The organism is Nocardia farcinica (assembly GCF_001182745.1).
Classification (GTDB): domain Bacteria; phylum Actinomycetota; class Actinomycetes; order Mycobacteriales; family Mycobacteriaceae; genus Nocardia; species Nocardia farcinica.
This window is the reverse complement of record NZ_LN868939.1, coordinates 1,129,702-1,143,342: the sequence shown is the minus strand read 5'-3', so window position 1 is coordinate 1,143,342 and position 13,641 is coordinate 1,129,702. Positions and strand designations below refer to the sequence as shown.

Annotated in this window: 15 protein-coding genes; 10 read left to right on the top strand and 5 right to left on the bottom strand. The window is 71.8% G+C overall.

All coding sequences use genetic code 11. The features are described 5' to 3' along the window. Nucleotides 1-4 precede the first annotated feature (4 nt). From AMO33_RS22265 to AMO33_RS22245, 5 genes are all read right to left on the bottom strand, one after another. Nucleotides 5-1,303: a phosphatase PAP2 family protein gene (locus tag AMO33_RS22265; RefSeq protein ID WP_060594126.1), complete on the bottom strand. Its 1,299-nt coding sequence runs from the start codon at nucleotides 1,301-1,303 to the stop codon at nucleotides 5-7. Nucleotides 1,304-1,423: 120 nt separating this feature from the next. Continuing rightward, nucleotides 1,424-2,566: a glutamate--cysteine ligase gene (locus AMO33_RS22260; protein WP_060594125.1), complete on the bottom strand. Its 1,143-nt coding sequence runs from the start codon at nucleotides 2,564-2,566 to the stop codon at nucleotides 1,424-1,426. Between the two features lie 21 nt (nucleotides 2,567-2,587). Continuing rightward, a complete protein-coding gene (sodC, locus tag AMO33_RS22255; RefSeq protein WP_060594124.1) occupies nucleotides 2,588-3,265 on the bottom strand; it encodes a superoxide dismutase[Cu-Zn] in 678 nt (225 codons plus the stop codon). Nucleotides 3,266-3,391: 126 nt separating this feature from the next. Beyond that, the gene (locus tag AMO33_RS22250) at nucleotides 3,392-3,958 is read right to left on the bottom strand and encodes a LytR C-terminal domain-containing protein (protein WP_060594123.1); all 567 of its coding nucleotides are present in this window, start codon (nucleotides 3,956-3,958) and stop codon (nucleotides 3,392-3,394) included. A gap of 49 nt (nucleotides 3,959-4,007) precedes the next feature. Continuing rightward, a complete protein-coding gene (locus AMO33_RS22245) occupies nucleotides 4,008-4,322 on the bottom strand; it encodes a DUF3263 domain-containing protein (RefSeq protein ID WP_011211834.1) in 315 nt (104 codons plus the stop codon). A gap of 185 nt (nucleotides 4,323-4,507) precedes the next feature. Between AMO33_RS22245 and AMO33_RS22240 the strand changes: the two genes are divergently transcribed. The 10 genes from AMO33_RS22240 to AMO33_RS22195 all read left to right on the top strand — a co-directional run bounded on the left by AMO33_RS22240 (nucleotide 4,508) and on the right by AMO33_RS22195 (nucleotide 13,614). Next, entirely contained in the window at nucleotides 4,508-5,098 is a 591-nt protein-coding gene (locus AMO33_RS22240; protein WP_011211835.1) for a peptide deformylase, read from the top strand. After that, nucleotides 5,088-6,059: an N-acetylglutamate synthase, CG3035 family gene (locus AMO33_RS22235; RefSeq protein WP_060594122.1), complete on the top strand. Its 972-nt coding sequence runs from the start codon at nucleotides 5,088-5,090 to the stop codon at nucleotides 6,057-6,059. The genes AMO33_RS22240 and AMO33_RS22235 overlap by 11 nt, the downstream gene beginning before the upstream one ends. A gap of 20 nt (nucleotides 6,060-6,079) precedes the next feature. After that, a complete protein-coding gene (locus AMO33_RS22230) occupies nucleotides 6,080-6,973 on the top strand; it encodes an exodeoxyribonuclease III (protein ID WP_081433338.1) in 894 nt (297 codons plus the stop codon). Nucleotides 6,974-7,003: 30 nt separating this feature from the next. Next, complete coding sequence (locus AMO33_RS22225) at nucleotides 7,004-8,200, top strand: homogentisate 1,2-dioxygenase (protein ID WP_060594121.1); 1,197 nt, start codon at nucleotides 7,004-7,006, stop codon at nucleotides 8,198-8,200. Further along, nucleotides 8,197-9,372: a fumarylacetoacetase gene (gene fahA / locus AMO33_RS22220; protein WP_060594120.1), complete on the top strand. Its 1,176-nt coding sequence runs from the start codon at nucleotides 8,197-8,199 to the stop codon at nucleotides 9,370-9,372. Before AMO33_RS22225 ends, fahA begins: the two co-directional genes overlap by 4 nt. Nucleotides 9,373-9,563: 191 nt before the next feature. Further along, nucleotides 9,564-10,946, top strand: a complete 1,383-nt coding sequence (locus tag AMO33_RS22215; protein ID WP_060594119.1) for a sensor histidine kinase — start codon at nucleotides 9,564-9,566, stop codon at nucleotides 10,944-10,946. After that, nucleotides 10,943-11,359: a roadblock/LC7 domain-containing protein gene (locus AMO33_RS22210; protein ID WP_011211841.1), complete on the top strand. Its 417-nt coding sequence runs from the start codon at nucleotides 10,943-10,945 to the stop codon at nucleotides 11,357-11,359. Before AMO33_RS22215 ends, AMO33_RS22210 begins: the two co-directional genes overlap by 4 nt. Further along, nucleotides 11,356-11,709 carry a DUF742 domain-containing protein gene (locus tag AMO33_RS22205; protein ID WP_060594118.1) on the top strand — a complete coding sequence of 118 codons (354 nt, stop codon included), beginning with the start codon at nucleotides 11,356-11,358 and terminating at the stop codon, nucleotides 11,707-11,709. Before AMO33_RS22210 ends, AMO33_RS22205 begins: the two co-directional genes overlap by 4 nt. Then, nucleotides 11,690-12,343 carry a GTP-binding protein gene (locus AMO33_RS22200; RefSeq protein WP_050768181.1) on the top strand — a complete coding sequence of 218 codons (654 nt, stop codon included), beginning with the start codon at nucleotides 11,690-11,692 and terminating at the stop codon, nucleotides 12,341-12,343. Before AMO33_RS22205 ends, AMO33_RS22200 begins: the two co-directional genes overlap by 20 nt. Beyond that, the gene (locus AMO33_RS22195; RefSeq protein ID WP_060594117.1) at nucleotides 12,340-13,614 is read left to right on the top strand and encodes a cytochrome P450; all 1,275 of its coding nucleotides are present in this window, start codon (nucleotides 12,340-12,342) and stop codon (nucleotides 13,612-13,614) included. Before AMO33_RS22200 ends, AMO33_RS22195 begins: the two co-directional genes overlap by 4 nt. Nucleotides 13,615-13,641: the final 27 nt, after the last annotated feature.

Here is a 13,641-nt window from a genome sequence, read left to right as displayed (position 1 = left end):
CCGGTCAGCGCACGGCCTCGACCGGCTCGGCGGCGGGCGTGCGGTGGGCGAACCAGGTGGCGTGGAAGGCGGCCGTCATACCCGCCAGCAACGCCAGCACGATGGTGCCCGCCGGCACCGGGTAGTCGGCCATCGGCACGGCCAGGAAGCGGTAGCCGAGCAGCAGCGTCACCAGGATCACCGCGCCCGCGCCGACCAGCCGCACCCGGAACCAGCCCCAGCCGCGCTCGGGCTCGCGCAGGGCCGACTCCACGGTCAGGCACAGCACCGCACCGGCGACCAGGTCGACGCCGTAGTGGTAGCCGAAACCGAGGGTGGCCGCCAGCGTCGCGAGCAACCAGAACGTCCCGCCCCAGCGCAGCCAGCGCGGCGCGGGTGAGCCGTCCACGTCGCGGCGGCTGTGCAGGAACACCGCCAGCGCCCACGCCGTGTGCATGGACGGCATGCAGTTGCGCGGGGTGGCCTCGTCGAAGGGCAGCGCGCCCGGGCTGCGATCGATCGGCGGCACCACGTCCGGCCAGTAATTGCCGACCTGCAGGCCGTGGCCGTCCGGCCCGAACGCGAACATCGGGCCGACCACCGGGAAGATCACGTACACCAGCGGACCGACCAGGCCGAGCACCAGGAACGTGCGCACCAGGTAGTGGCTGGGCCAGCGGCCGGAATCGACCACCCGGCGCAACTGCCAGACCGCCACCACGATCGCGGCGACCGGCAGTTCGATGTAGACCCAGTGCAGTACCGCGTAGACCACCGGCCCGAGCGTGTCGAGCACCCGGCCCATCACCCAGGACGGGTCGCCGAGGGCATGGTCGGCGAGCATCAGGTATTCGTCGAGGACACCCGGACCGGCCAGCACGGTGACGTGCAACCAGACGTCGCCGACCTTGGTCGCCAGCACCAGCAGCGCGCCCAGCGCGGCCGCGTGCAGGGCGTTGCGCCGTTCGACGCCTTCCCAGCGCAGCCACGCGATCAGCGCGAGCGCGGTGAGCACGAGCACCGGCCCGTTGCCGACGGTGGGCGACTCCCCCGCCAGCAGCCGCGCGCCCGCCGCGACCAGATCGATCCCGACGGCCGCGCCCAACGCGATGATCCTGCGCCGCATCGAGATTCCGACCAGCGCCAGGATCAGCCCGGCCCACGGCACGGACATCGATTTCGGCGTGCCCGCGTAGTCGCGCCACAGGCTCTCCAGCGGACCCTCGAAACCACCGCGGATCGCGATCACCTGCAGGACCACCAGCAACACCGGCACCGCGGCGACAGCGGCGACCACCCGAGTCCGGCGCGGGGGCAACGGCATCTGCCGCGCCGCGCCTCCGACGCTGGAGCCCGGGTTTTCGACTAGCACGCCGACCATAGTAAACGGACGATGAACACCGCCCGTGTCACCGGCTGAACGGCGGGCGACCGAACGGGGGCGCTACCGGTCCAGTTCGTGCACCAGGGCGTCCACCACGGCCACCAGATCGCCCTGCGAGGCCGCCGCGACCTTGCGCTGCCGCTGATAGGACGCGCCCCGCTCGGGAATGGTCGCGACATAGGCGAGCTCGTCGGCGCACCCGAGCCGCTTCGCGGTGGGCTCGAGCCGGTTGAGCAGGTCCATCAGGTCGTCGGTGACCAGCCGCTCGTTGCTGTCGGCGTCGGTGATGACGATGGCGTCCAGGCCGTAGCGGGCCGCGCGCCACTTGTTCTCCTGGACGTGCCAGGGCGGCAGCGTGATCGGCTGTTCGCCGTCGTCGATGCGCTGGTCGAGATCGACGATCAGGCAGTGGATGAACGCCGCGATGGCGGCCAGTTCGGCGTGGGTGGGGATGCCGTCGCAGATGCGGACCTCGATGGTGCCCCACTTGGGTGCGGGCCTGATGTCCCAGTGCAGGCCGCCGAGCTGCTCGAACACCCCGGTCTTGAGTTCGTCGTGCACGAAGTGCTCGAACTGGCGCCAGTTCTCGAACTGGAAGGGCAGGCCCGCGGTGGGCAACTGCTGGAACATCAGCGTGCGGTTGCTGGCGTACCCGGTGTCCGACCCCGCCCACATCGGCGAGGAGGCCGACAGCGCCAGCAGGTGCGGGAAGGTGGTCAGCAACGAGTTCAGGATCGGAAAGACCTTCTCCCGGTGCGAGACCCCGACGTGCACGTGCACGCCCCAGATCATCATCTGCCTGCCCCACCACTGGGTGCGCTCGATCAGCTCGTCGTAGTGCGGCGATCGGGTGAGCTGCTGGGTGGACCACTGCGCGAAGGGATGGGTGCCCGCGCAGAACACGTCGACCCCGAGCGGGTCGGCCGCGCGGCGCACCTTGTCCATGGTGCCGCGCAGATCCTCCACCGCCGCGCCGACCGTCTCGTGCACGCCGGTGACGATCTCGACGGTGTTGCGCAGCAACTCCTTGGTGACCTGCGGAGTGCCGTCCCAGGCGCGTAGGTCACCGACGGCGTCGAAGACGGCGGCCGCGGTGTTGGACAGATCCCTGGTGACCTTGTCGACCAGGGCGACTTCCCATTCGATCCCGATCGTGGGCCGGGGCGAACCCTCGAACGGAACGCTCTCGACTACCCCGGCCATCTCCGTCCCCCGTCTACTCGGTTAGTGGACCACTCCGCAGGCGACCCGGCTGCCCGCATCGCCGGTGGCCAGCGTGGTGTCGTCCGGGCCGGCGCCGCCCTCGCGCTGGTAGCGGTCCGGAATGTTGCCGAAGTTGTCCGCGCCGGAGTGGATGATCAGCGCCCGGTTCTTCACGTCGTTCAGGGTCACCGAGTCGGTGGTGGTGACCAGCCGCGCCGAGCCGTCGCCGCGCACCTGCAGGGAGGTCAGGTCGCCGCTGGCCGGATGCGAGTTGGCGTTGCCGACCTGCAGGTGGCCGCCCGCGGAGAGGAAGTCGCCCGCCGGGCCGCCGGTGGGGGCCACCGAGTTCGGCTCGCAGGCGCCGTTCTGGTGGAAGTGCAGGCCGTGGAAGCCGGGCCGCAGGCCGCGGGCCTCGACGGTGATCACCAGGTGGCCGCCCTCCTCGGTGATGTTCGCGGTGCCGACCGAGGCGCCCGAGGCATCCTTCAGCTCGGCGGTGGCGCCCGTGCCGGAAGCGTGTTCGCCGTGGTCCGCGCCGGTGGTGGCGGGCGCGGAGGCGCCGGTCCACACGGGCGGCGTCGTGCCCTTGACGTCGCTGGACTCCTGGCTGTTGGAGCAGGCGGCCAGGCCGAGGACCGCGACCGCAAGCACCGGGGTCACAGTCCGCCAGGACGGGCGACGAGTTGTGGACGGGGCCATCGGGGGAACTCCTTTACGAGTACCGAGTTTACGAGTAAAGCTGGGTGGACAGGTTCGTTACCGGTCACGATGATGCCACGCGCCCGGTGCTGCCCGGTTGCGGGGCCGCGCGGGAGCGCTCGGCAATCAGTTACCCGTCAGGATGACGATCACACCGGCCGATCCGTCCCCGACACCGGCGGACTTGGGTTCCGCGACCGCGCCCAGCTCCTGCGCGATCGCCAGCGCCGCCTCCCGCTCGGCCGCCGAATTGCCGTAGTAGACGGTCGTTTTCGCCAGCGTGCCGGCCGCGTAGTTGCCCGCGGTGACATTGGTCCAGCCGCTCGCGGCGAGCTGGTTGGCGGTGCGGTTGGCCAGCCCGGCGACGAGGCTGTTGTTGAGCACCCGCACCGGCACCGCGCGATCCACGGCCGGCGCCGGCGGGGCGGCGACCTGCGGTTCGGGCGGCGGGGGCGGCGGCGGTGTGCTCGCCACCGTGGTGGTCGCCGTCGTCGCCGGTGCCGCGGTGGTGGTCGTGGCCGACGCGGGCGCGGCCGCGCTCGTGGTGGTGGGCGCGGCGGACTCCTCGCCGTCGGAATCCGAACTCGACATCGACATCGCGCCCAGACCGGCGAACACGATGGCGAGCGCGATCAACACCATCGCCAGCGCGCGCAACGGCGGCCCGCCGGAGGTGGGATTGGGGTAGTTCACGGTGCCGACCCTAGTCCTTCACGGCGCCGGTGCGCCCGCGTCACGCCGGTCATACCTGAAAACCGAGACGCCGCGCGGCCCTTGCCTTCTGCCTGCTCGCGCGCAACCTGCGCAGCCGCTTCACCAGCATCGGGTCGGCGGCCAGCGCCTCGGGACGGTCCACGACCGCGTTGAGCACCTGGTAGTAGCGCGTCGGCGACATCCCGAACAGCTCGCGGATGGCCTCCTCCTTGGCACCGGCGTATTTCCACCACTGCCGTTCGAAGGCCAAGATGTCGAGTTCGCGGCGGGACAGGCCGCTGTCGTCTTCTTCGGAAGGGCTGTTCTGGATCGCGGAAGGATTCCGAGCCGCTGCGCCGTCCATCTCGCTCCCTCGCCGAGTGACCACCAGACGAAAATGGTGCTTGTACGTCGCGCATCATTGAACCACGGCGGCCGGGGATGGTTCGGCCTTCGCCCCGGCGTGTTGTTTACCGGGCGGTAGGTCCGTGTCCGGCGTCACGCGGTCCGCCGCAGGTCAGGCGGGCCCGCCGAGTAGGCTTTCCGGTCATGGCAATCCTCCCCATCGTGATCGTCGGTGACCCCGTGCTGCACAACCCGACCGAGCGGGTCACCCAGACCCCGGAGGAACTGGCCGGCCTGATCGCGGACATGTACGAGACCATGGACGCCGCGAACGGCGTGGGCCTGGCCGCCAACCAGGTGGGCGTGCCGCTGCGGCTGTTCGTCTACGACTGCCCCGACGCGGGCCCCGACGGGCAGCCCGTGCGGCGTCGTGGCGCGGTGATCAACCCGGTGCTGGAGACCTCCGAGATCCCCGAGACCATGCCCGATCCGGACGACGACGAGGAGGGCTGCCTGTCGGTGCCCGGTGAGCAGTTCCCCACCGGCCGCGCCGAGTGGGCGCGCGTCACCGGCATCGACGAGAACGGCGGACCGGTCGACATCGAGGGCAAGGGCTTCTTCGCGCGGATGCTGCAACACGAGGTCGGCCACCTCGACGGCTACCTGTACGTGGACAAGCTGGTCGGCCGCCACGCCCGGGCGGCCAAGAAGACGATCAAGCGCAACGGCTGGGGCGTGCCCGGCCTGAGCTGGGTGCCCGGCGAGGTGCCCGACCCGTTCGGCCATGACGACTGAGCCGACGAGCCCGCACGCGATTCCGCTTGGCCACCGGGTGGTGATGCGGTACCTGCTGCCCGCCGGATATCCCCAGCCGATGACCGACGTGATCGGCGAGCTGGTCGCGCTGGACCCGCCGACCGTGCGCGACGGCGACGGCCGGACCGTGGCGGTGGCCGCGGATCGGGTGGTCGCGCTGAAGGCGGTGGGTCCCAGACCGGTTCGGACCGCCGAGATCCGCGCGTTGGAGGCGGCCGCCGCCGACGCCTGGCCCGGCGTCGAGCACGCCCGGCTGGACGGCTGGTTGCTGCGCGCCGGGCACGGCTACACCGACCGCGCGAATTCCGCTGTGCCGCTGGGCGAAACCGGGCAACCCGCCCGCCTCGGCGTGGATGTGCTGCATCGCATCGGCGAGTGGTACACCGCGCGCGGCCTGCCGCCGCGGCTGGTCCTGCCCGACCGGCTGGCTCCGCCGCCGCCGGGCTGGCAGACCTGGGGCGAGACGCTGGTGCTCGGCATCGACATCGAGAACTTCGTCCTCCCGCAGGGCCCCTCGATGGTGCGCATCGCGCCGGAGCCGGACGCGGCATGGCTGGCGATGCACCGTTACCGCGGCGAGGACCCCGCCGCCCAGCCGGTTCCGCCGCCGGAGACCGGCGTGCTCACCGCCGTGCGCGAAGGCGTCACCGGTTTCGCCTCGCTCGGCCTGCCGCGGCCGATCGCGATCGCGCGCGGCGCGGTGACCACCGCACCCGACGACCGCCGCTGGGTCGGGCTGTCCTGCGTATCGGTGGCCGCCGAACATCGCAGGCACGGACTGGCCACGCTGGTCTGCGCGGAGCTCATCCGCTGGGGCCGCGACCGCGGCGCCACCCACGCCTACGTGCAGGTGGCCGCCGACAACGCGGGCGCGCTCGCGCTCTACCGCGACCTCGGCTTCCTCGACCACCATCGCTACCGGTACGCCGCGCCGGCGTAACCGTGCAGGAAGGCTTTTCGTTGCGTCTGGCGACCTGGAACGTCAATTCGATCCGTTCGCGCCTGGACCGGGTCACGACCTGGCTCGACGAGCACGACATCGACGTGCTCGCCATGCAGGAGACCAAGTGCCGCGACGACCAGTTCCCGTTCGAGCGCTTCGCCGAGCTGGGGTACGAGGTCGCGCATCTGGGCGTCAACCAGTGGAACGGCGTCGCCATCGCCTCCCGCGTCGGGCTCGCCGACATCGCGCCCGCCTTCCCCGGCCAGCCCGGCTTCGACAAGGACGCCGCCGACTCGCTGATCAGCGCACCGGTGGTGGAGTCGCGCGCGCTGGCGGCCACCTGCGGCGGGGTGCGGGTGTGGAGCCTGTACGTCCCCAACGGCCGCGCCCTCGACGACCCGCACTACGCCTACAAACTGGAGTGGCTGGCGGCCTTGCGCGCGAGCGCCGCGGACTGGCTGGCCGCCGACCCCGCGGCGAAGATCGCGCTGGTGGGCGACTGGAACATCGCCCCGACCGACGACGACGTGTGGTCGGTGGAGTTCTTCGCGGGCAAGACGCACACCTCGCAGCCCGAACGCGACGCCTTCGCCGCCATCCTCGACACCGGTTTCGCCGATGTGATGCGCCCGTTCGCGCCGGGCCCCGGCGTCTACACCTACTGGGACTACACCCGCCTGCGCTTCCCCCGCAAGGAGGGCATGCGCATCGACTTCGTGCTGGCCTCGCCCGCGCTGGCGGCGACGGTGGTCGACGCCGGGGTGGACCGGGAGGCGCGCAAGGGCAAGGGCGCCTCCGACCACGCGCCGGTGATCGCCGAGTTCGATCTCGGCGACGCGCCGCCGATCGTGTCGCCGCCGGGAAAACCCCAGGTCGGCGCTGTCGAGGGCACTACCATGGAGGGCGACTGATCCGTCCGGTCCCGGCGGGAGGTGCCTGCGGTGGCGTTCTATCGACAGGTGGGTGCGGTGCCGCCGAAACGGCACACCCAGCACCGTGACGAGCACGGCGGGCTCTACTACGAGGAGCTGATGGGCGAGGAGGGCTTCTCCGGCGACTCCGCCCTGCTGTACCACCGCGGCCTGCCCCCGGCCATCGTCGACGCGGCCGACCAGCCGCTGCCCGATCAGACGACCGTTCCGAATCACCCACTGCGCCACCGGCATCTGCGCCCGCACGAGCTCTTTCCCGGCGACACCCCGGCGGGCACCGACCCGGTGACCGGCCGGCGGCTGTTGCTCGCCAACGCCGACGTACGCCTGTCCTACGTCGCCGCCAAGGGCGCCTCCCCGCTGTACCGCAACGCACTCGGGGACGAGCTGGTCTACGTGGAATCCGGCGCCGCGATCGTGGAGACGGTGTTCGGCGCGCTGCCGGTGCGTCAGGGCGACCAGGTGCTCATCCCGCGCGCGACCACGCACCGCTGGCTGCCCGCCGGCCCCGACCCGCTGCGCACCTACGTCGTGGAGGCCACCGGGCACATCACCCCGCCCAAGCGCTACCTGTCCCGCTTCGGGCAGTTGCTCGAGCACGCGCCCTACTGCGAGCGGGATCTGCGCGCGCCCGTCGAGCCACTGCTGCGGACGGGCACCGACGTGGAGGTGCTGGTGAAGCACCGCGCGGGCGGACGGGTGGTCGGCACGCGGATGGTGCACGCCACGCATCCCTTCGACGTGGTCGGCTGGGACGGTTGCCTGTATCCGTACGTCTTGAACATCGCCGATTTCGAGCCGATCACCGGACGGGTGCACCAGCCGCCGCCGGTGCACCAGGCCTTCGAGGGCAACGGCTTCGTGGTCTGCGATTTCGTGCCGCGCAAGGTCGACTACCACCCGCTGTCGATTCCGGTGCCCTACTACCACTCCAACGTGGATTCCGACGAGGTGATGTTCTACGCGGGCGGGAACTACGCGGCGCGCAAGGGCTCGGGCATCGGGCAGGGTTCGGTGTCGGTGCATCCCGGTGGCTACGCCCACGGTCCGCAACCGGGCGCCTACGAGGGCAGCATCGGCGCGGAGTTCTTCGACGAGCTGGCCGTCATGGTCGACACCTTCCGGCCGCTCGAGCTCGGCGAGGGGGCGTTGGCCTGCGAAGACCCCGGGTACGCCTGGACCTGGTCGGGCCGGGGCCCGGCATGAGGATCGAGGTGCCCGCCGACTCCGTCTTCGGCCCGGACAACCTGCCCTACGGTGTGTTCGCCCCACCGGGCGGGCCACCGCGGGTGGGCGTGCGGCTCGGTGAGCACGTCATCGATCTGGCTGTGGCGCTGGCGGATCCGCTCTTCGCGCAGCCGGAGCTGAACCCCTTCCTCGCCGCCGGACCGCCGCGCTGGCACAGCACCCGCGAGCGGGTGCGCGAGCTGGTCGACGGCCAGGTGCCCGACGCCGCGGTGCACCGCCTCGACACCGTGCGGCTCGACCTGCCCGTCCGGATCGGCGACTACGTCGACTTCTACGCCAGCATCGATCATGCCACCAACCTCGGCAGGCTGCTGCGGCCGGGCAGCGAACCGCTGCTGCCGAACTGGCGGCATCTGCCGGTCGGCTATCACGGACGCGCGGGCACCGTCGTGGTCTCGGGCACCGACATCGTCCGGCCGCGCGGGCAACGCCGAACCGACTCGGACACACCGGTTTTCGGTCCGACCACGCGGCTGGACATCGAAGCCGAGCTGGGTTTCGTGATCGGGGTCGGTTCCCCGACCGGTACCTCGATCGCCGTCGACGACGCCGAGGCGCACCTGTTCGGCGTCGCCCTGGTCGACGACTGGTCCGCGCGCGACATCCAGGCCTGGGAATACCAGCCGCTCGGCCCCTTCCTCGGCAAGTCCTTCGCCACCTCGATGGCGGCCTGGGTGACTCCGCTGGCAGCGCTGACCCACGCGCGGATTCCGTTGCCGCCCCAGCATCCGGTCCCCGTGCCCTATCTGCGGGCGAGTGACCCGTGGAGCCTCGACATCGAGCTGGCCGTGCACTGGAACGGGCACCAGGTCTCCCGTCCGCCCTACGCCCGGATGTACTGGTCGCCCGCGCAGATGCTCGCGCATCTCACCGCCAACGGCGCGGGCACCCGGCCCGGTGATCTGTTCGCGTCGGGCACGGTCTCCGGGCCGGAACCGGACACCTACGGGTCGTTCATCGAAATGAGTTGGGGCGCAACCGTGCCCATTCACGTCGGCGATTCGGTGCGCACCTTCCTGGAGGACGGCGACGAGGTGGTCATCACCGCGACAGCGCCGGGTCCGGACGGCACGCGGCTGGGTCTCGGGGAGGTCCGCGGGCGCGTCCGGCCCGCCCCGCGGGCGGGCTGAACACCGGGCGACCCACCCTGCCAGCGCGTTTCCGTTCGGGTGGCAGCGACCCACCGCCGTGGTTATGCTCGTGCGCGGTAACTGCTTGTCGGGGGGTGGATTTCGATCGCACTCGGCGACGCAGAAGGGGATCGCCGGGCGTTCGCGCGGTTCCCGCGAGCGTGAAAGTGCAGGACGTGTCAGAGTCATCCATGCCGTCGGCCGACGGGGCCGCGGTCTCCGGGGAGCCAGGACGAGCAGCCTTCGTCGTGATCCCCGTCCTCGGTCTCGCCCTCGGCGCCGGACCGGCCGCCGCGGCCATGTCGCTGATCCCGCAGGAGCGGCTGCGCATCCCGTTCGCCGCCACCGGCGCGGCACTCGGCGTGCTCGTCACCGCGGCGCTGCTCGCCGCGGTGTGGTACCGCAGGAAGGCGCGGTCGGCGCTGCGCGCCGCGGCGGCCGCCGAACTCCACCGCGACGCCGCCGAGGACCAGCGCCTCGAGGCCGAGAAGCGCGCCGCGGCAGTGGAATCCATGATCGCCGAGGAGCGCGCGGCGACCACCCGGGCGATCGAGGTGGCGCGCCGGGACGAACACCACCGCACCGCCGCGCTGGCCGCCTTCGCGGGCGCGGCGGGCCGCATCCAGGCCATGACCACCGCCATGCTGGCCGAACTGCGGGAGATGGAACACCGCCACGACGACCCGAAGGTGCTGGCCGATCTGCTGCTGCTCGATCACCGCACCGCCCAGGCGGGCCGCCTGGCCGACAGCATCGCGGTGCTCAGCGGCGCACGCTCGGGGCGGCGCTGGGCCAAGCCGATCAGCATGGAGTCGATCCTGCGCGGCGCGATGGGCCGGGTCGCCGGCTACCAGCGGGTGCGGCTGCGCGCGGTCGCCGAGATCGCCGTCGCCGGGCACGCCGCCGAGGGCGTGATGCACGCACTGGCGGAACTGCTCGACAACGCGTGCAACTTCTCCCCGCCCACCACGGAGGTGCACGTCTACGCCTCCGAGGTGCCCGCGGGTGTGGTGGTCACCATCGAGGACAGCGGCCTGGTGATGAGCGAATCCGCCTTGCGCCGTGCCGAACTCGCCGTGTCCGGCGCCCGCGACGGTGACAGTCAGGCCGACGCCGACCTGGCCGCGCTCACCGGCACCCGCCTCGGTCTCGCGGTGGTCGGGCACCTGGCCCGCAAGCACGGGCTCACCGTCTCCTACCGGCCCTCGGCCATCGGCGGCACCGCCGTCGTGGTGGTGGTGCCGCGCGAGCTCACCGCCCGGCTCGCACGCGTCGAGCCCGCGTCGCTGCCCGCCGGGCGGCCCGCCGCGGCATCCGAGCCCGAACCCGTCGTGGTGTCCGGGGCGGACGCACCCCTGCCCAAGCGGCAGCGCGGCCGCACCCTGGCCGCCGCCCATCCGGAGGGACTCGTCGAGCGCCGCCCCGGCGCCGCCACCGTCCGCACCCCCGCCGCGCCGACGACGTCGTCCGCGCGGCCCGCTGCCTTGGGAGCCTTCCAGCGTGCCGTCGCCGGACGCGACACCGAGGACCAGGCGCCACCGTCCACGCCCGTCGCACTGGAGAACGAACGATGAATTCCGCGAGTCCCGCCCAGCTCGGCTGGTTGCTGGAGCAATTGCTGCACCGGACCCCGCAGAGCAGACACGCGCTGCTGCTGTCCGGCGACGGACTGAAGATCTGCCACACCCCCGAACTCACCATCGACCAGGCCGACCAGCTGGCCGCGATCGCGGCGGGCATCCAGAGCCTCGCCCACGGCGCCTCCGCCGAATTCGGCGACGGCCGCAGCGGAGTGCGCCAGTCGATGACCGAGTTCTACGGCGGCATCCTGTTCATCGTCGAAGCCGGCCTCGGCGCGCACCTGGCGGTGCTCGCCGAGGAGGAGGCCGATGCCGGACTGGTCGGGCACAACATGCGCGAGCTGGTCGAACAGCTCGGCGACCAGCTGTCGGCGGCGCCGCGGGTCGCGGGAGCGAGCCGGTCGTGAGCAGGCCAGGCCGCGACGACGACCCCGACCGGCTCTACACCCTCACCGGCGGGCGGAGCCGACCCGATTCCGACGCCTTCGACCTGGTGACGCTGGTGGTCAGCGAATCGGCGCCGGCCCCGGGCATGCCGTCGGAGCACGCGGTGATCCTGCGCATGTGCCAAGCCCCGACCTCGGTGGTGGAGGTCGCGGCCGAGTTGCGGCTACCGGTCGGCATCACCACGATCCTGCTCTCAGACCTGCTGCACGCGGGCAAGATCACCGTGCGTCATCCACGACGCGTCGGCGACCACCTGGTGCTCGACTCCTCCACCCTCGAGAAGGTGCTCGTTGGACTCCGTAGTCTCTGAGAACACCCCCGCCCGTGCCCAGGCTCCGTTGCTCGGCACCGCGAGCCAGGGCCTGAAGATCGTCATCGTGGGCGGATTCGGCGTCGGCAAGACCACGATGGTCCGCTCGGTCAGCGAGATCCGGCCGCTCGACACCGAAGCCACCATGACCGACGCGGGCATCGGCATCGACGACCCCACCGCCGCGCCGGGGAAGTCGACCACCACGGTGGCCTTCGACTTCGGCCGCATCACCATCGACGCCGAGAACGTGCTGTATCTGTTCGGTGCGCCCGGGCAGCAACGGTTCTGGTTCCTGTGGGACCGGTTGTTCGCCGGCGCGCTCGGCGCGATCGTGCTCGTCGACCGCCGCCGCATCGCCGACTCCTGGTACGCCATCGACCGGCTCGAGCACCAGGGCACCGCATTCGTGGTGGCGTGCAACAACTTCGGCGGCGCGCCGCAGCAGCTCGACAGCGTGCGCGAGGCGCTCGACCTCGACCCGGACGTGCCGCTGCTGGACTGTGATGCCCGCTCACGCGAATCCTGCAAGCGCGTGCTCGTCACCCTGGTCGAGCAGCTCTACGCGCGCACCAGGCAGATGTCGTCGGTCACCGCACCGCAACCGGTCCGGTCCTCGGGGGGCCCGGCGTGAACGTCCCCGATCTCACCACCGCCCCGGGTGGCTGCCCCGCGCACCGGAACGCGGTACCGCTGAACGGCCCCGTTTTCCACGGCGACCCGCACGACCTCTACAGCCGGATGCGCCGCGACCACGGCCCGGTCGTCCCGGTCGAACTGGTCGGCGGCATCCCGGCCTGGCTGGTGATCGGTTATCGCGAGCTGCACCAGGTCACCAGCGACCCGGAGCTGTTCCCCCGCGATGTCGGCCGGTGGAACCAGTGGCCGAACATCGCCGAGGACTGGCCGCTGCTGCCGATGGTCGGCAGGCCGATGCCCTCGATCTACTTCACCGCGGGCGCCGAACACCGCAGGCACCTGGCGATGGTCGAACCCGCCCTGGACGCGGTGGACCCGTTCGCGCTGCGCCGCACCGTGGAAGACCTCGCCGACCGGCTCATCGACGGTTTCTGCGGGCGCGGGCGCGCCGACCTGGTGGCCGAATACGCCGAGCCGCTGCCGGTGCTCGCACTGGCCTCGGTGCTCGGTTTCCCCGCCGAGGACGGCCCGCACCTGGCCTGGACGATGAAGGCGCTGGCCGACGGCGGCGCCGACGCGCAGTCGGCGCACCTGGCCTTCGGTGAGCAGATGGGCCGGTTGCTCGCGCTGGCGCGCGGCCGCCGCGGCGACGACCTGGTCACCCGGATGCTCGCCCATCACGACACGTTCACCGACGAGGAGTACGTGCTCGACCTGATGGCGGTCACCGCAGCCGGGCACCTGCCCACCGCGGACTGGATCGGCAACTCGGTGCGCCTGATGCTCACCGACGACCGGTTCGCCGCCGCGCTGGGCGGCGGCAGGCACAGCATCGGCCAGGCCATGAACGAGGTGCTCTGGGAGGACACCCCCACCCAGATCCTGGCCGGGCGCTGGGCCGCCCGCGACACCCGCCTGGGCGATCAGGTGATCCGTTCCGGCGACATGCTGCTGCTCGGCCTGGCCGCGGCCAACGCCGACCCGCACGTGCGCCAGTTCGCCGGTGCGGGCGCCGAACCGGCGCAGACCGGCAACAGCGCGCATTTCGCGTTCAGCCACGGCGAATACCGTTGCCCGTTCCCGGCGCAGCAGATGGCCGAGGTGATCGCCCGGACCGCCATCGAGGTGCTGCTGGACCGGCTGCCCGACATCGATCTGGCCGTCGCGGTGCCCGACCTGACCCGCCGCCCGTCTCCGTTCCTGCGCGGAATGGTCTCGCTGCCGGTCCACTTCACTCCCGTTCCCGCCGTCGGAGGATTCTCGTGAACGCCTGCCCCCATTCGGACACCCTCA